17 protein-coding genes are annotated in these 16,664 nt (G+C 64.4%); 6 read left to right on the top strand and 11 right to left on the bottom strand.

What is annotated here, in order from left to right:
• Positions 1-68: 68 nt before the first annotated feature.
• Both GTP90_RS23335 and GTP90_RS23330 read right to left on the bottom strand, forming a co-directional pair.
• Positions 69-719, bottom strand: a complete 651-nt coding sequence (locus GTP90_RS23335) for a CoA transferase subunit B (RefSeq protein ID WP_161085791.1) — start codon at positions 717-719, stop codon at positions 69-71.
• Positions 720-734: 15 nt separating this feature from the next.
• A complete protein-coding gene (locus tag GTP90_RS23330) occupies positions 735-1,439 on the bottom strand; it encodes a CoA transferase subunit A (protein WP_161085790.1) in 705 nt (234 codons plus the stop codon).
• A 141-nt stretch (positions 1,440-1,580) separates the two neighbouring features.
• Between GTP90_RS23330 and GTP90_RS23325 the strand changes: the two genes are divergently transcribed.
• The gene (locus tag GTP90_RS23325) at positions 1,581-2,141 is read left to right on the top strand and encodes a LuxR C-terminal-related transcriptional regulator (RefSeq protein ID WP_161085789.1); all 561 of its coding nucleotides are present in this window, start codon (positions 1,581-1,583) and stop codon (positions 2,139-2,141) included.
• A gap of 22 nt (positions 2,142-2,163) precedes the next feature.
• On the opposite strand, the gene GTP90_RS23320 is transcribed toward GTP90_RS23325, so the two are convergent.
• Positions 2,164-2,940 (bottom strand): SDR family oxidoreductase, encoded by a 777-nt coding sequence (locus tag GTP90_RS23320; protein ID WP_161085788.1) that lies wholly within the window; start codon positions 2,938-2,940, stop codon positions 2,164-2,166.
• Between the two features lie 252 nt (positions 2,941-3,192).
• On the opposite strand from GTP90_RS23320, the gene GTP90_RS23315 reads away from it, so the two are divergent.
• From GTP90_RS23315 to GTP90_RS23305, 3 genes are all read left to right on the top strand, one after another.
• The gene (locus GTP90_RS23315; RefSeq protein ID WP_161085812.1) at positions 3,193-4,821 is read left to right on the top strand and encodes an electron transfer flavoprotein-ubiquinone oxidoreductase; all 1,629 of its coding nucleotides are present in this window, start codon (positions 3,193-3,195) and stop codon (positions 4,819-4,821) included.
• A gap of 282 nt (positions 4,822-5,103) precedes the next feature.
• Positions 5,104-6,012: a flagellin N-terminal helical domain-containing protein gene (locus GTP90_RS23310; protein ID WP_161085787.1), complete on the top strand. Its 909-nt coding sequence runs from the start codon at positions 5,104-5,106 to the stop codon at positions 6,010-6,012.
• Positions 6,013-6,113: 101 nt separating this feature from the next.
• Positions 6,114-7,064, top strand: a complete 951-nt coding sequence (locus GTP90_RS23305) for a hypothetical protein (RefSeq protein ID WP_161085786.1) — start codon at positions 6,114-6,116, stop codon at positions 7,062-7,064.
• Positions 7,065-7,128: 64 nt separating this feature from the next.
• On the opposite strand, the gene GTP90_RS23300 is transcribed toward GTP90_RS23305, so the two are convergent.
• The 8 genes from GTP90_RS23300 to GTP90_RS23265 all read right to left on the bottom strand — a co-directional run bounded on the left by GTP90_RS23300 (position 7,129) and on the right by GTP90_RS23265 (position 14,175).
• Complete coding sequence (locus GTP90_RS23300; RefSeq protein ID WP_161085785.1) at positions 7,129-7,689, bottom strand: PEP-CTERM sorting domain-containing protein; 561 nt, start codon at positions 7,687-7,689, stop codon at positions 7,129-7,131.
• A 166-nt stretch (positions 7,690-7,855) separates the two neighbouring features.
• Complete coding sequence (locus GTP90_RS23295) at positions 7,856-9,943, bottom strand: flagellar biosynthesis protein FlhA (RefSeq protein ID WP_161085784.1); 2,088 nt, start codon at positions 9,941-9,943, stop codon at positions 7,856-7,858.
• Entirely contained in the window at positions 9,940-11,079 is a 1,140-nt protein-coding gene (locus tag GTP90_RS23290) for an EscU/YscU/HrcU family type III secretion system export apparatus switch protein (protein WP_161085783.1), read from the bottom strand. Before GTP90_RS23290 ends, GTP90_RS23295 begins: the two co-directional genes overlap by 4 nt.
• Positions 11,072-11,860: a flagellar biosynthetic protein FliR gene (locus tag GTP90_RS23285; RefSeq protein WP_161085782.1), complete on the bottom strand. Its 789-nt coding sequence runs from the start codon at positions 11,858-11,860 to the stop codon at positions 11,072-11,074. Before GTP90_RS23285 ends, GTP90_RS23290 begins: the two co-directional genes overlap by 8 nt.
• Before the next feature lie 13 nt (positions 11,861-11,873).
• Complete coding sequence (gene fliQ / locus GTP90_RS23280; protein WP_008449457.1) at positions 11,874-12,146, bottom strand: flagellar biosynthesis protein FliQ; 273 nt, start codon at positions 12,144-12,146, stop codon at positions 11,874-11,876.
• A 16-nt stretch (positions 12,147-12,162) separates the two neighbouring features.
• Entirely contained in the window at positions 12,163-12,924 is a 762-nt protein-coding gene (gene fliP / locus GTP90_RS23275; RefSeq protein ID WP_161085781.1) for a flagellar type III secretion system pore protein FliP, read from the bottom strand.
• A complete protein-coding gene (locus tag GTP90_RS23270; RefSeq protein WP_175048196.1) occupies positions 12,921-13,292 on the bottom strand; it encodes a FliM/FliN family flagellar motor switch protein in 372 nt (123 codons plus the stop codon). The genes fliP and GTP90_RS23270 overlap by 4 nt, the downstream gene beginning before the upstream one ends.
• Before the next feature lie 4 nt (positions 13,293-13,296).
• Entirely contained in the window at positions 13,297-14,175 is an 879-nt protein-coding gene (locus GTP90_RS23265) for a FliM/FliN family flagellar motor switch protein (RefSeq protein ID WP_161085779.1), read from the bottom strand.
• 590 nt (positions 14,176-14,765) lie between these two features.
• Between GTP90_RS23265 and fliE the strand changes: the two genes are divergently transcribed.
• Together fliE and fliF are read left to right on the top strand one after the other, a co-directional pair.
• Positions 14,766-15,110, top strand: coding sequence for a flagellar hook-basal body complex protein FliE (gene fliE, locus GTP90_RS23260; RefSeq protein WP_161085778.1), 345 nt, complete (start codon positions 14,766-14,768; stop codon positions 15,108-15,110).
• A 21-nt stretch (positions 15,111-15,131) separates the two neighbouring features.
• A partial coding sequence (gene fliF / locus GTP90_RS23255; protein ID WP_161085777.1) for a flagellar basal-body MS-ring/collar protein FliF occupies positions 15,132-16,664 on the top strand: 1,533 nt, incomplete at its 3' end.

Here is a 16,664-nt window from a genome sequence, read left to right as displayed (position 1 = left end):
GTTTGCGCCGGCCGGCGGGGCATAAAAAAAGGCACGCCGAAGCGTGCCTTGTTGTGTGCCGGCGGTGCCTACACGGCCGACATGTCCAGCGGCACGCCGGTGGCGGCCTGGATCTGTTCCCTGGTGACGCCGGGCGCCAGTTCGGTCAGCTTCAAGCCCTGGGCGGTCACTTCCATCACGCCGAGATCGGTCACGATCAGGTCGACCACACCGACGCCGGTCAGCGGCAGGTCGCATTTCTTCAGCAGCTTGTGCGAGGTCGAGCCGTCCTTGGCGGTGGCGACGTGCTCCATCAGCACCACCACGCGCTTGACGCCGGCCACCAGGTCCATCGCGCCGCCCATGCCCTTGACCATTTTGCCCGGGATCATCCAGTTGGCCAGGTCGCCCTGCTCCGACACCTGCATCGCGCCCAGGATCGCCAGGTTGATCTTGCCGCCCCGGATCATGCCGAACGAGTCGGCCGAGCTGAAGTACGCCGCGCCCGGCAGCGCGGTCACGGTCTGCTTGCCGGCGTTGATCAGGTCGGCGTCGACCTCGTCGTCGGTCGGGAACGGGCCGATGCCCAGCAAGCCGTTTTCCGATTGCAGGAACACTTCCATGCCCGCCGGGACGTAGTTCGCCACCAGCGTCGGCAAGCCGATGCCGAGATTGACGTAGTAACCGTCCTGCAATTCCTTCGCCGCGCGCGCGGCCATTTCGTCACGAGTCCATGCCATGATTTGCTCTCTCCGTTATTCTTGGTTGGCGCGCACGGTGCGCTGCTCGATGCGTTTTTCCGGCGTGGCGTTGACCACGATGCGGTGCACGAAAATACTCGGCAGGTGCACGGCGTCCGGGTCGATCTCGCCGATTTCCACCAGCTGCTCGACTTCAACGATGGTGACCTTGCCGGCCATCGCGGCGTTCGGGTTGAAGTTGCGGGCGGTCTTGCGGAACACCAGGTTGCCGGCCTTGTCGGCCTTCCAGGCCTTGACCAGCGCAACGTCGGCCACCAGGCTGCGTTCCATCACGTATTGCTCGCCGTCGAATTCGCGGATTTCCTTGCCCTCGGCGACGATGGTGCCGACGCCGGTCTTGGTGAAGAAGGCCGGAATGCCGGCGCCGCCGGCGCGCAGCTTCTCGGCCAGCGTGCCTTGCGGCGTGAATTCCAGCTCCAGCTCGCCGGCCAGGTACTGGCGCGCGAACTCCTTGTTTTCACCCACGTAGGAGGCGATCATCTTTTTGATCTGCCGGGTTTCCAGCAACTGGCCAAGGCCGAAGCCGTCCACGCCGGCGTTGTTGGAGATCGCGGTCAGTCCGGTGACGCCGGAATCGCGCAGCGCGGCGATCAGCGCCTCAGGGATGCCGCACAGTCCGAACCCGCCGACGGCGATGGTTTGACCGTTTTGTACGACGCCGGCCAGCGCTGCGGCGGCGTCAGGATAGATCTTGTTCATGGGTGTCCCTTATCTTATTTGCTCAACACGTGTTGCTAAATACGTTGCTAACATTGTTAAATGCGCTAGCGACGAGGCGTCTCAGCATAGAATACGCACATCAAAAGCACAATACCGTAGAACTACCTGCCGCCCCCACACATGAACAACGCTCCGGTCATCGACTACGAATCCATTTTCCTGCACGCGCCGGTCGGCATGTGCATCTCGGAAAACCGCGTCATCCAGTCCTGCAACGAGGCGCTGGCGGCGATGTTCGGCTATCCCCGCACGCAGCTGCAAGGCTTGTCCTTCGTGGTGCTGTACCCGACCATGGACGAGTTCCTGCGCACCGGCGACCGCATCATCCCCATCATGAACGCCAGGGGCCGCTATTCGGACGAGCGCATCATGCGCCGCGCGAACGGCGAACTGTTCTGGTGCCACGTCACCGGGCATTCGATGAAGGCGTCCGAGCCGCTGGGCCCCGGCATCTGGACCTTCGAGGACGTCAGCGAAAAACGTCCGGTGACGGCCGAGCTGACGCCGCGCGAGCGGGAAATCGCCGCCCTGCTGGTCGAGGGCAAGACCAGCAAGACCATCGCCCGCCAGATCGACCTCAGCCCGCGCACGGTGGAAATGCACCGCGCCAAGCTGATGCGCAAGTTCTCGGCCGCCACCTCGTCCGAACTGGTCCACAAGCTGGTCGGCCTGCGGCTCTGACCTGCGCGGGAATGACTGCGGTTTACGTTGCGGTCATGCCGTCATCGGCGGAAATGATGGCGCCGTTGATGAAGTTGGAGTCTTCCCCGGCCAGCAACAACAGCAGCCCGTCCAGGTCTTCCGGCGTGCCCGGGCGCTTGCGCGGCAGCATGTTGATCAGCTTCTGTCCCTGCTCGCTGGCGAAGTATTCCTCGTTGATCTCGGTCGAGATATAGCCGGGGCAGATGGCGTTGGTGTTGATGCCGTACTTGCCCCACTCCACCGCCATGGCCTTGGTCATCTGCACCACGCCGGCCTTGCTCATGCAATACACGCCGATCTGCGGCATCACCCGCAGCCCCGCCACCGAGGCGATGTTGATGATGCGGTGCTTCTTGGTCGGATCGCCCTTGGCGCGCGCGATCATGCGCTTGGCGGTCTGCTGGGCAACAAAGAAGGCGCCGCGCAGGTTGGTGTCCATGACGAAGGCATAGTCCTCCGGCGTCACGTCGACCAGCCGCTGGGTGGTCGACACGCCAGAGTTGTTGACCAGGATGTCGATCGGCCCGGCCTCGGTCTCGGCATGGGCGATGGCCGACTTGATGCTGGCGTAGTCGGTCACGTCCAGGCTGACCACATGGGCGGCGCCGCCGTCCGCCTCGATCTCGGCGCGCAGCTCCTTCAGGCGCTCGGTGCGGCGCGAGGCCAGCACCACCTGGGCGCCGGCCTGGGCCAGCACTTTGGCAAACCGGGCTCCGAGACCGCTGGAGGCGCCGGTGATCAGCGCAATTTTTCCCTCAAAGTTGACTTCTATGCCCACGGGCTACTCCTAGTATTTGGTATTGGTGATGAATTTCCGACAGCGTAGACTGTCGAATCGTTATGATTACACAAATCGCCAGTATTAGATTGCAGTGTCTAATAATGTCCCTCAAAATGGCGCCCACATTGCAATCCGGACGAAAAAGAAGCACACTCGTGCTTAAATTTTTCTCCACCTCATAGACCACGATAAGAACAGACCATGACACAGCCACAAAATCTAGTAGAACAGTACGGCCCGCGCGATGCGATGGAGTATGACGTCGTGATCGTCGGCGGCGGCCCTGCGGGCTTGTCGGCGGCCATCAAGATCAAGCAGCTGGCCGCCGAAAAAGGCCAGGAAGTGTCGGTCGTCGTGCTGGAAAAAGGCGGCGAGCTGGGCGCCCACATCCTGTCCGGCGCCGTGATGGACCCGAAGGCGCTGACCGAACTGATCCCCGACTGGAAGGAAAAAGGCGCGCCGCTGAACACCGCCGTCACCGAGGACCGCGTGCTGTTCCTGACCGAAACCAAGGCCATCAAGACCCCGAACTTCCTGCTGCCGGCCTGCTTCGAGAACCATGGCAACTACGTCATTTCGCTGGGGAATGTGGTGCGCTGGCTGGGCCAGCAGGCCGAGGCGCTGGGCGTGGAGATCTTCCCCGGCTTCCCCGCCGCCGAAATTCTTTACAACGACGACGGCTCGGTCAAGGGCGTCGCCACCGGCAACATGGGCGTCAAGCGCGACGGCGAGGCCGGCTCGGACTTCCAGCTAGGCATGGAATTGCATGGCAAGTACACGCTGTTCGCCGAAGGCGCGCGCGGCCACCTGGGCAAGCAGCTGATGGCCAAGTACGACCTGAACAAGGGCAAGGACCCGCAGTCGTACGGCATCGGCATCAAGGAACTGTGGGAAATCGACCCGGCCAAGCACCAGCCCGGCCTGGTGGTGCACACCACCGGCTGGCCGCTCGACAGCAAGACCTACGGCGGCTCCTTCCTGTACCACCTGGAAAACAACCAGGTCATGGTCGGCTATGTGGTCGGCCTGAACTACGAGAACCCCTACCTGTCGCCGTACGAGGAATTCCAGCGCTACAAGACCCACCCGGCCATCAAGACCTTCTTCGAGGGCGGCAAGCGCATTTCCTACGGCGCCCGCGCCATCACCGCAGGGGGGTTGCAATCCTTGCCGAAGCTGGTGTTCCCGGGCGGCGCGCTGATCGGCTGCGACGCCGGCTTCCTCAACATGAGCCGCATCAAGGGCAGCCACGCCGCCATCAAGTCCGGCATGCTGGCCGCCGAATCCGTGTTCGAGGCGCTGGGCGCCAGCCGCCAGCACGACGAGCTGGCCTCCTACCCGGTCGCGTTCGAGCAATCCTGGCTGCACGAGGAACTGCACGTGGCGCGCAACGTCAAGCCGTGGCTGAACAAGGGCCTGTACCTGGGCTCGCTGATGACCGGCATTGACCAGCTGGTGTTCCGCGGCAAGGCGCCGTGGACGCTGCACCACACCCACGCCGACCACGAATGCCTGAAGCCGGCCTCGCAATGCACGCCGATCAGCTATCCCAAGCCGGACGGCAAGCTGACCTTCGACCGCCTGTCGTCGGTGTTCATCTCCAACACCAACCACGCCGAGGACCAGCCCATCCACCTGACCTTGAAGAACCCGAGCGTGCCGGTGGACGTCAACCTGGCCCAGTACGCGGGTCCGGAGGCGCGCTACTGCCCGGCCGGGGTGTATGAGTTCGTCAAGACCGACGAGGGCGCGGACCGCCTGCAGATCAACGCCCAGAACTGCGTGCACTGCAAGACCTGCGATATCAAGGACCCGACCCAGAACATCGTCTGGATAACGCCCGAAGGCGGCGGCGGCCCGAACTATCCGAATATGTAAGCCAAAAAAGCAACAATGCGGAAGCAGCGCGTCCTTGGTGGCGCGCTGTTTTTTTATTCCGGGAACGATTTATTGCCACCTCCCCCGGCAAAACCGTCTCATAATCAAGCGGTGGAGGACCGGCGCGGCACGCCGCAACAGCGCTAATTCATCCTTCATGGAAAAATATTTTAGAAATTTCCACAAAGCATTTAATGTCCTTCCAGATACGGTCGTCTTGTACTTGGGAGAGCACAAAGGATCCGTTGCTCCGAACTGAATCCACCTACCAGGAGTTATTTCATGCTGAGCCTTCACACTAACGCTGCGGCCCTTTCCGCACAGAACTCGATCTCCCGCACCCAGATGTCCCTGTCGACTTCGCAGACCCGCCTGAGCACCGGTTTCCGTGTCAATTCGGCCATGGACGATGCTGCCGGCCTGCAGATTGCAACCCGTCTGAAAGCACAATCGAGCGGTATGGCCATGGCCATGCGCAACACCCAGAACTCGATCTCGATGCTGCAAACCGCCGAAGGCGCGTTTGACGAAGTCACCACCATGCTGACCCGCATGAAAGATCTGGCCACCCAGGCAGCCGATGCCTCGTCGACCGCAAAAGACCAGGCTGCTCTGCAGTCCGAGTTCGACGCGCTGGGTAGCGAACTGAACAACGTAATGAAAAACACCACCTTCGGCGGCGCCAAGCTGCTGGACGGCGGCACCATCGCCTCGGCCATGACCTTCCAGATCGGCGCCACCAAGAGCGAAACCATGTCGATCGACCTGTCGACCGCCATGACCGCCCTGACCGGCACCGCCCTGGCCAACGTGTCGGCACGCTACGCAGCTGGCGGCTCGGCCGTCGGCTCCGAAATCTCGGACGGCACCGATGGTACCGCCGCCGGCGCGACCAACACCACCGGCCAGACCAACGCGAACAACGCCATCGACACCATCACCACCGCCATCGACCAGGTCGGCGGCGTGCGTTCGTCGCTGGGTGCGGCCGCTAACCGTCTGGACCACGTGTACAACAACTTGTCGAACATTTCGACCAACACCAAAGCTGCAACTGGCCGTATCATGGACACCGACTTCGCTTCGGAATCGTCGAACATGACTTCCAGCCAGATGCTGCTGCAAGCCGGCACCGCGATGCTGAAGCAGTCGAACAGCACGTCGTCCCTGGTTATGTCCTTGCTGCAGTAATCGTAGCGCCCTCCTGATCTGCTCGCAGGTCGGGAACACAAGGAGCCAACCGGAAGTTCGGTTGGCTTTTTTTTCACCGGTTTTTTTCGAGAGCAAGCCTGATGGCTTTAGACCGCATCGGACCCACAACGCGCCCGCTGGGCATCCCGGACCGGCAGGCCACGCAGCCGGGACCGGTCGCGCGCGCGCCCGGCGCCACACCGCTGGACGCCGACTATCCGGTCGGCCCGCTGGCGCCCGATGGTCCCGGCGCGGTCGGCGTGCTGCTCGACGGCCCCGAGGGCCTGCCGCTGCCGCAGTCCGGCGTCGAGGGGCTGGCGGCCGCGCTGGCCGAGGTGCCGAACGCCGGCGATCCGGCCGCGATGCGCCCCAATCAAGTCTTTTTATCGCGCCAGCTGGTCTGGCAGCCGCCCGACACCCAGATGATGGCCGCCTCGTGGCAGGTCATGGTGCGCACCTACGCCGAACAGCGCGCCGCCTGGCTGGAACAGGCCAGCGGCCAGCACATGCCGTCGAGCCTGTTCATGGCCGACCACACGCCGGCCGCCATGCGCGAAGGCCGCCCCGGCCTGCCGCTGGTGACCGAGATGGAACCGTGGCGCTTCGCCGTCTACGCCTGGGGCGCCGAGCGCCTGGTGCTGAAGGTGATCGTCAAGGAGGACGAGGAGCAGGACCGCACCAACCGCCGCCGCCGCGCGCGCGTGGCGCTGCGGCTGGAATTGATGCTGCCCGGCGTGGGCCGGGTGGTGATCCAGATGGAGCCGGCCACCGGCAACGGCGTGGCGCTGGAGGTGGGCGCGGCCCAGACCTCGGCCATGCAGCACATGCGCGAAATGCTGCCGCAGCTGGCGGCCACCGTCAGCCGCTGCGGCCTGACGATACTGCGCTGCCGCCTGCGGCGCGAACTGCCCGCCATCAGCGGCGAGCACACCCACCCCACCCGCGCCCACACGGCGGCGCTCACGCACGCCATCTTCAAGGCCATGGCGGAACTGGCCGTGCTGCTGTCGCAGCCGCTGCCGCCGGACGACCTGCTGTCCGGATCGGCCTGAGCGCCACGGCATAAAAAAACCCGCCGGGCGCGGACGCCGGGCGGGCCAATACGGCGGTTGCGGCTTAGCGCTGGCGGCGGCGGGCGGCCGCGCCCACGGCCAGCAGGCCCAGCATCATCATCGCGTAGGTCGACGGTTCCGGCACGGCGCTGACGTAGCCGATGGTGAAGCTGCCGGCATCCCATTGGCCATCGGCCTGGCCCGGGGCCAGGTCCTTGAAGCTCTCGCTGAATTCGAGGCGCAGCTTGCCGTCGGCGCCCACCTTGAAGGCCAGGCCCAGGTCGCCCAGGTCGGCGCTGCCCTCCTGGTGCTCGCTGCCCGACTCGGCGGTGGCGCTGGCGGTGAACACCACGCCGTCGCCGCTGCTGGAAGTGAACGATACCTGCATATCGGCCAGCCAGCTCGGATCGTGGGCGGTGATGTCGTAGTTCCAGCTGATGCTGGTGACCTGCGCCAGCGCCCCCAGGTTCAGCTCGATCACGGTATTGCCCGCCTCGCCCTGGAGATCGTAGCTCTGGATCCCCGCGACATTGACCACCTGGTGCTGCTCCGCGGCGCCGGCGATGCCGGCGGCGGCGACGGCAACGAAGAACAGCAGGGCGCGTACAAATTTCGTATTTCTCATTTTCGGCTCTTTCAGTCAGTTACTGCGGTTGATGATAGTCAAAAGATATCATGCTTATCAAAAAATCAGTGCAATAATATTAATTACTGGTGAAAAAGCAACGAAAGCGGCAAAAAAAATGCCGCCCGGTCCGTGGACGGGGCGGCCTGCGCGGAGGGCGCCGGAATCAGCCGACCGTGCCGATGATGCTGACCTCGCGGTTTTCCGGGATCTCGTTGTACGACAGCACGTGCAGGCCGGGCGCGAACAGCCGCGCGTAGCGCGCCAGCAGCGGACGGATCTGCGGCAGCACCAGCAGCAGCGGCGGCGTGGCCTGCTGCTTCATCTGCTCGCGCGCCACCGGCATGTTGACCTGCAGCTGCGCCAGCAGGTGCGGATCGATCGGGTAGTTGTCCAGCACCACCTTGCCGCTCTGGCGCGCCTGGTTCAGCGAGCCCAGCAGCATGTTCTCCAGGTCGCCGCCCAGGTTGAAGGCCTGCATCTCGGTCCTCTGCCCGAACAGGCCGGTGACGATCTGGCGCCGCAGCGCGCAGCGCACCTCGGCCGCCAGCAGGATCGGGTCCTTGGTGGTCTCGGAACTGTCGACCAGCGTGGTGGCGATCGGCACGATGTCCTTGAGCGACACGTTCTCCGCCAGCAGCACGCGGAACACGCGCAGCATCTGCGTGTGCGTGAGCGCCTTGTCCAGCGAGGCGGCCAGCTTGGGCGACAGCGCCGACAAGCGCTCCATCAGCGCCGACACGTCCTCGTGGCGGAACAGCTCGGGCAGGTATTCGCGGATCAGCTTGGACAGGTGGGTGGCGATCGCGCTTGGCGCCTCCACCACCTGGTAGCCCAGGCCCAGCGCGTTGGCCTTCTCGCTGGTCTCGATCCAGGTCACCGGCATGCCGTAGGCCGGTTCGATGCCGGGGATGCCGTCGATCTGGCCGTAGACGTTGGGCGACGGGATCGCCATCAGGCGGTCGGCAAACACCTCGGCCTGGGCCACCACGCTGCCCGACAACATCACCGAATACTGCGACGGCTTCAGGCCCAGGTCGTCGCGCACGATGATCGGCGGCAGCAGCAGGCCCATGGCTTCGGACAGGCTCTGGCGCACGCCCTTGACGCGCTTGGTCAGCGGCTCGCCGTGGGCCTTGTCGATCAGGCTGACCAGCTTGTAGCCCAGCGCCACCTGCAGCTGCTGCACGGCCGGCAGGCTGTGCCAGTCGAGCTCGGGCGCGCGGTCGTCGCGCAGCGCCGCCTCGATGGCGTCGAGGTTGCTGGTGTCGGGCGCCTTGACCCGCTGCAGCAGCCGGTAGCCCACATAGGCCAGCACCAGCGCGAACGGGCCGAACATCTGCCACGGCATGCCCGGCACCAGGGCCAGGATCAGCATCATGCCCGCCGCGCTCAGCATCACCTGCGGCGACGCCAGCACCTGGCCGCCGACCTGCTGCTCGAAGTCGCCCGAGTCGGAGATGCGGGTCACCAGGATCGCGGCCGCGGCCGACAGCAGCAGCGCCGGGATCTGCGCCACCAGGCCGTCACCGATGGTCAGCAGCGCGTACTGGCGGAAGGCGTCGCCGAAGGACATGTCCTGCATCAGCGCGCCGATGGCCACGCCGCCGACCATGTTGATGATCAGGATCAGGATACTGGCGACGGCGTCGCCGCGCACGAACTTGGAGGCGCCGTCCATGGCGCCGTAGAAGTCGGCCTCGGCGGCCACGTCGAGGCGGCGGGCCTGGGCTTTTTCCTGGTTGATCAGGCCGGCGTTGAGGTCGGCGTCGATCGCCATCTGCTTGCCGGGCAAGGCGTCCAGCGTGAAGCGCGCCGACACCTCGGAGATCCGCTCGGCGCCCTTGGTCACCACCATGAAGTTGATGATCATCAGGATCACGAACACGACGATACCGACCACGTAATTGCCGCCGATGACGACCTTGCCGAACGCTTCGATCACCTGGCCGGCCGCGGCCGTGCCTTCATGGCCGTGCAGCAGCACCACGCGGGTCGAGGCCACGTTCAAGGTCAGGCGCATCATGGTGGTGGCCAGGATCACCGTCGGGAACACCGAGAAGTCCAGCGGCCGGCGGGCCGAGACCGACACCAGGATCACGATCAGCGCCAGCACGATATTGAACGTGAACATCACGTCCAGCAGCACCGGCGGCAACGGCAGGATGATCATCGCCAGGATCACCAGCAGGAATGCCGGCGTGGCGAACTTGTGGCGACGCGCTTCTGCGACCAGCCTGTTCAAAAAATTCATGACTTACTTGCCTCGCTCATGGATGTGGGGACATCGACTTCTTTTGGATACACCGGCTCGGCGTTGCGCCGTCCGGTACGGAATGCCTTCAATTGCAATACATAGTTCAGCACCTGCGACACCGCCTGGTACAGCTGGACCGGGATCTGCTGGTTGACCTGGCTGGTGTTGTAGATGGCGCGCGCCAGCGGCGCCAGCGGCATCACCTCGATCTTGAACTCGGCCGCCAGCTGGCGGATGTACAAGGCCATCTCGTCGATGCCCTTGGCCACCACATACGGTGCTTCGGCACGGTCCTGGTCATACTTGAGCGCCACCGCGTAGTGCTCCGGGTTGACGATCACCACGTCGGCGGTCGGCACGGTCTTGCGCGCGCTGCGCCGCGCCATGGCGCGCTGCAGCTGGCGGATGCGGCTCTTGACCTCGGGCCGGCCCTCGGTCGACTTGTGTTCCTCCTTCTGGTCCTGCTTGGACATGCGCTGGTTCTTGGCGAAGAAATACGCCTGCGCCGGCACGTCGATCAAAGCGAAGATGATAAACACCGCGATCAGCGACATCAAGCCGTCCAGCATCAAATTCGACCCCGACAGCATGGCCTGGCCCATCGGCATGTGCTGCAGCTGCGTGTAGTTCTGCACGGTCGAGCGGGCCACGTGGATCAGCACGGCGATCAGCACGCCGGCCTTGGCCAGCGAGATCAGGAATTCCGTGCCGTGCTTGGCGCTGAACAGCCGGCCCAGGTTGGCGGCCGGGCTCAGCCGTTCCATCTTGGGTTCCCAGTGCTTGGTGGTGATCACCCAGCCGCCCGGCACCATCGCGCCCAGCACGATGAAGAACGGCACCACGAACAGCGGCAGCACCATCTTGATCAGCAACCACATCGACGAGCTGAACACGGTGGACATGGCGTTGTCGATCGAGCCGGTGGCGCCCAGCGGCGCATAGGTCTGGTGGAAGATCTCCAGGAATTCGGCCAGGTAGTCCGGCAGCAGGTAGACGAACAGCTTCAGGCTGACCAGGATGCCGATCGCGGTCGACAGGTCGCGCGAGCGCACCACCTGCCCTTCCTGGCGCGACTTCTTGAGCTTCTGTTGTGAAGCCTTCTCTGTCTTGTCGGCGCTGTCCTGGTCAGCCATGGACCGCCGCCTGCATCTGCTGGCGGATCAGCTCCAGCACCATATTGGTCATCCGCACATAGTGGTCGGGAATGAAGCGCACCACCTGCGCCAGCATCATCAGGCCGAAGATGGTGATCACCGAGAAGCCCAGCGCGAACAGGTTGAGCGCCGGCGCCACGCGGTTGAGCAGGCCAAAGCCCAGCTGCACCACCAGCGTGGAAAACACCACCGGAATGGCCAGCAGCATGGCGGCGGAAAAAATCCAGGCGACGTTGTAGGCGATGGCGTTGAGCAGCAGCGGCTGGTAGCCGTGGCCCAGCGGCCAGGCCTTGAAGCTCTGGCCGATGACGTTGGCGATCACCAGGTGGCCGTCGATGGCGAAGAACACGATGATCGACAGCACCGACAGCAGCGCCGACACCACGTCCGACGATTGGCCGTTCATCGGGTCGTTCATCACCGCCATCGAAAAGCCCATCTGCGACGACACCATGAAGCCCAGCACGCTGATCACCGACATGGCGAAGTGGAAGGCCAGGCCCAGCACGAAGCCGATCAGGGCCTGCTCGGCGCTGGCGGCGATGCCGCCCAGGGAAAACGGATCGATGGCGGCGGCGCCGGCGCCGCTGGTGAGCGGCAGCATCAGGATGGCCAGCACCAGCGCGATCAGGATGCGCACCGTGACCGGCGTGACCGCCTCGCCCAGCACCGGGGCGCCGATGAACATCGCCAGGATGCGGCAGAACGGCCACCACAGCGCGGTGAGCAGGGGCAGCAGCTGGCTCAGTATCGGTTCCATGACGGCGGGGAAGCTAACCGACCAGCGTGGCCGCGCGGGTGAAGATGGAGACGCAGAAATCCATCAGGTAGCCAGCCATCCAGCGCCCCATCAGGATGATGGCCAGCAGCGTCACCAGCAGCCTGGGCAAAAAGCTCAGCGTCTGCTCGTTGATCTGCGTGGCGGCCTGCACCAGCGCCACCACCAGGCCGGTGATCAGGCCGGGCACGACCAGGATCACCACCAGCAGCATGACGATGTGCAGCGATTCGACCACCAGGTCGACGGCAACTTCGGGAGTCAGCATAGGGCCGCCTATCTTGTCAGTACGCCTGCACGCTGGTCACGAGCGTGTTGACGGTCAGGGTCCAGCCGTCCACCAGCACAAACAGCAGCAGCTTGAACGGCAACGAAATCACCAGCGGCGACAGCATCATCATGCCCATCGCCATCAGCACCGACGACACCACCAGGTCGATCACCAGGAAGGGAATGAACAGCATGCAGCCGATCTGGAACGCGGTCTTCAGTTCCGACAGCACGAACGCCGCCAGCTTGACGGTGAACGCGTGCTGCGACGGCTCGGTGATCTTGTCCTCGCCGGCCAGGTGGGCGATCTGCTGCAGCGCGGCCTTGCTGGTCTGGGCGAGCATGAAGCGCGCCACCGGCTTCTCGGCGATCTGCAGCGCGGTCTCCAGGCCGATCTTGTCCTGGTCGTAGGGCACGAAGGCGTCCTTCCAGATCTGGTCGCCGATCGGGCGCATCACCAGCAGCGTCAGGATCAGCGCCACGCCGGTGATGATGCGGTTGGGCAGGCCCTGCTGCAGCCCCAGCGCCTGGCGCAGCAGCGACAGCACGATGACGAAGCGGGTGAAGCTGGTCATCATCATCACCATCACCGGGAGCAAGCCCAGCAAGGTCATGATGATCAGGATCTGGGTCTTGACCGTCAGCTCGGTCTTCGCGCCGGGCACCACGTTGGCCAGCAGGTCGACCGCGTGGGCGGGGCCAGCGGCGCACAGGGCCAGGCCGGCCAGGCCAGCCAGGCCGGCCAGGCGGCGGCGCGGCGTCATGCTCCAGGTCATGGAGTCATCATGTCGAGATTGAGGCCGTCCAGGTCGATGACTTTGAGGCCGTAGTTCTCGCCCGCCACCACCACCTCGGCACGGCCGATGGCGGTGCCGTTGACCTTGATCACCAGCGGCTCGCCGGCCAGCACGTCGAGCTCGACCACGCTGTCCGGGCCGATCGCCATCAGGTCCTGCAGCGAGATGCGGGCCGAGCCCACCTCCAGCGTCAGCGTGACGGGGATCTTGCGCATCATGGCCGGCAGGTCGCGCCGCACCGGCGTGGCCGGCAGGTCGGTCAGCTCGGTGCCGACCTGGTCGATGATCATTTCTTCGGACAGGTCTTCCAGCAGGGCGTCGCTAGGGTTGGCTACGTTCATGTTCATCATGTTATTCGGCGTCTTCAAAAGAGGTTAAACAGAGTTTGCCTTTGTGTTCGGTCACGGCGGCGGTGAAGATGCGGGAATCTTCCAGCAGCACATCCGCTCTGTTCAGGCTGATCGGGATCACGTCGCCGACCTGTAAATCGTAGAGGCTGCCCAGCGGCACCTCCTTGCTGGCCAGGCGGCCCACCAGGCCCACCTGCAGGCGCTGCGCCAGCGGCGCGACCGCCTTGGGCTTCTTGCCGGCGTCGCGGTCGCGCAGCAGGCCGCGCAGCACGCTGGACATCAGCACCTTGTCCAGCGCGAACCAGTACTTGCCGGTGGCGCCGCTGGCGATGTCGGCCAGCGTGACGGTGATGATCCAGCTGCCCTTGGCCGGATGGGAGCCGGGGGCCGGCTTGAATTCGCTGTCGGCCGCTTCCGGCGCGCCTTCGGCGGCGGGCGCCTTGTCCGGCACCGGCAGGTTCAGTTCGATGCGGCCGGCCAGCGTGCCGGCCAACTGTTGTCCCAGCACCACCGCCAGGCGCTCCTCGGTGGCGGTCACCCGCACCGCGTTCTCGTCCAGCGCGGCGGCGTCGGCCTTGCCGCTGCCGTAGCGGTAGTTCAGCACGCTCAGCAGCACCTTGCGCTCCAGCGAGAAGGCGATGTGGCCGGCCGGCGCGGCAAAGCTGAGCCAGCGGCTGCGGATCTCGTCGCCCTCGAGCCGGCTGAACGCGACGTCCTCGACCTGGAAGCCGCCCCAGTAGCGGCGGTTCATGTTCAGCCGCATCGACTGCGACAGGTCGTCGCGCAATTGGGCGGCGAAGATGTGCAGCAGGTGTACAGGCCGCCCCAGCAGGCAGGGGTCCAGCACGAGAGGTGGCGCTGTCTGTTTTGTCGTTGTCATGTTTTCGCCATGTCGGAAATTCTTCGCTACATCACCATCATCGCACTATCCAGCTAAAAACTGGTTACTTCCAGCGCACTATTTGGGGAATATTACCTATCGTAACTTAAAGTCATGCGATGTCGGTAGCACAGGATACATCAAAATTCACATTATTTCCATCCAACAATATTTGGCCATAATTCCTTGTGGCAAATAAGCCTTTACAAGAGTATTGCCAGCCAGTAAGCTTAACCCGCTCCAGTCGTTTGACGCTGCTGTGCAACACACTTGAATAAATGGCGCTTAGTGAATGATTTATAACGATATTTGCCGTAGGAAAACAGTCCGCACGGGCTACCGCCCAGTTGGCGCCCCACTTTCCCCCTATGAGTCGGCAATTGTGACATCCATCCCGACGCGGTGGTTTGGTCACACTTCAGGCCGGCATTCCTACACTGCCTTTCTTACAAGACTGTGACATACACATCGTTATGTCGTTTGATTGAGAACAGCTGCCGACAGATAAACAACGCGGGACTTGCTGCTTTCTGGCAATCTGGATATGGTAGATGGATGGGACTAACGTCGCATAAACGGGAGATAGCAAGATGAGTAACGGAATCTCTAGCCTGATACAAGCCGACCTCGCGTCGCTCACCAACGCGGCGCAGAACCTGGCCACCCAGACCGTGGCCCCGGCCGCGCAGTTCGGCGCAGGCGACGCCCAGCCCGCCTTCTCCTTCGCCCAGTCGATGAAGGACGCGGTCCATAAAGTCAACGACGCCGACGCCAACGCCGCCCAGCAGATGTCCGACGTCGACGCCGGCAAGAGCGACGACCTGGTCGGCGCCATGCTGTCCAGCCAGGAAGCCAGCCTGTCCTTCTCGATGTTGATGCAAGTGCGCAACAAAGTGATGGGCGCCGTGGACGAACTCATCAAATTACCGCTGTAAGTCTTCGCGAAAGCCACCAACGTGATCAACCCCATCAAGTCCGCCTTCGAGCGCTGGCGCGCCAGCCCCGTCGCGCTGTCCCTGCCGCCCAACCTGCTCAAAAACCTGTACCCGCTGCTGTTGCTGGCGATCGGCGTGACCGCCATGGTGCTGATGTACCTGTGGAACGTCCAGGCGGGCTACAAGCCGGTGTTTGGCGCGCACGAGAAGGTCGCCGCGGCCGACATGATGACGGTGCTCGACGCCGACCACATCCCCTACCGCCTGCATCCCGACAGCGGCCAGGTGCTGGTGCCCAACTCGATGCTGGGCAAGGTGCGCATGCTGCTGGCCGCCAAGGGCGTGACCGCGCAGCTGCCGGCCGGCCTGGAGCTGATGGACAAGAACGACCCGCTGGGCGTGTCCCAGTTCGTGCAGGACGTGCGCTTCCGCCGCGGCCTGGAAGGCGAGCTGGCGCAATCGATCATGACGCTGGACGCGATCGCCCACGCGCGCGTGCACCTGTCGATCGCCAAGTCGACCTCCTTCGTGTCCTCCGACGGCGAGAAATCGTCGGCCTCGGTGGTGCTGGCGCTCAAACCCGGCCACACCATGGCGCCGGAGGCGATCGCCGCCGTGGTGAACATGGTGGCCGGCAGCGTCGCCAGCCTGAGCCCGCAGCGCGTGAGCGTGGTCGACCAGGCCGGCAACCTGCTGTCGTCGCATGTGGACCTGGCCGACGGCTTCGACGCCGGCGCGGCCAGCAACGAGAACGGCAAGCGCATCCAGGACGAGGTCAAGGCCAATGTGCGCAACCTGCTGGGCCCGGTCATCGGCGACGACAACTTCCGCATGAGCGTGATGGCCTCGGTCGACAACGACAAGGTCGAGGAAACGGTGGAGAAATACGGCGCCGATCCCAAGGTCACCAGCGAGGCCATGCGCGAGGAGATGGACCGCAACCGCGTGGCCCAGGGCGTGCCGGGCACGCTGTCGAACCGTCCGCCGCCGGCCAACGCCAACCCGGCCGACGCCGCCAAGCCGGCCGCCACCAACGATCCCAACAATCCGGCCGACGGCACCGCGCGCAAGAACGCCACCACCCGCCAGTACGCCTACGACCGCAGCATCACCCAGACCAAGCGCAGCCGTGGCCGCCTCGAGAAGCTGAGCGTGGCCGTGGTGCTGGCGCAGGCCGCCTCGCCCACGCCCAAGACTGGCTGGAGCGCCAACGAAATCGCCAACATCGACAAGATCCTGCGCAACGGCCTGGGCATCAACGCCGAGCGCGGCGACCAGCTGGTGGTGTCGGCCATGAACTTCCCGCCGAAAGCCGCCGTCACCCCATGGTGGCAGGAACGCGACAACGTGGTCGACATCAGCTCCTACGTGATGTACGCGGTGGGCGTCATCCTCGGCTACTTCCTGCTGCTGCGTCCGCTGATGCGCCTGGCCACGGTGCGCCTGACGCCGGCGCCGCAGGAACTGGCCCGCATCGCCGCCGAACGCCGCGCCGCCGAACAGGCCGCCGTGGCGGCCGCCAAGGAAGCCAAGGAAGCGGCAGCCGCCGCGGCC

The organism is Duganella vulcania (genome assembly GCF_009857655.1).
Taxonomy (GTDB): Bacteria; Pseudomonadota; Gammaproteobacteria; order Burkholderiales; family Burkholderiaceae_D; genus Rugamonas; species Rugamonas vulcania.
The sequence above is the reverse complement of the archived record's forward strand: the minus strand, read 5'-3'. Positions and strand labels throughout refer to the sequence as shown.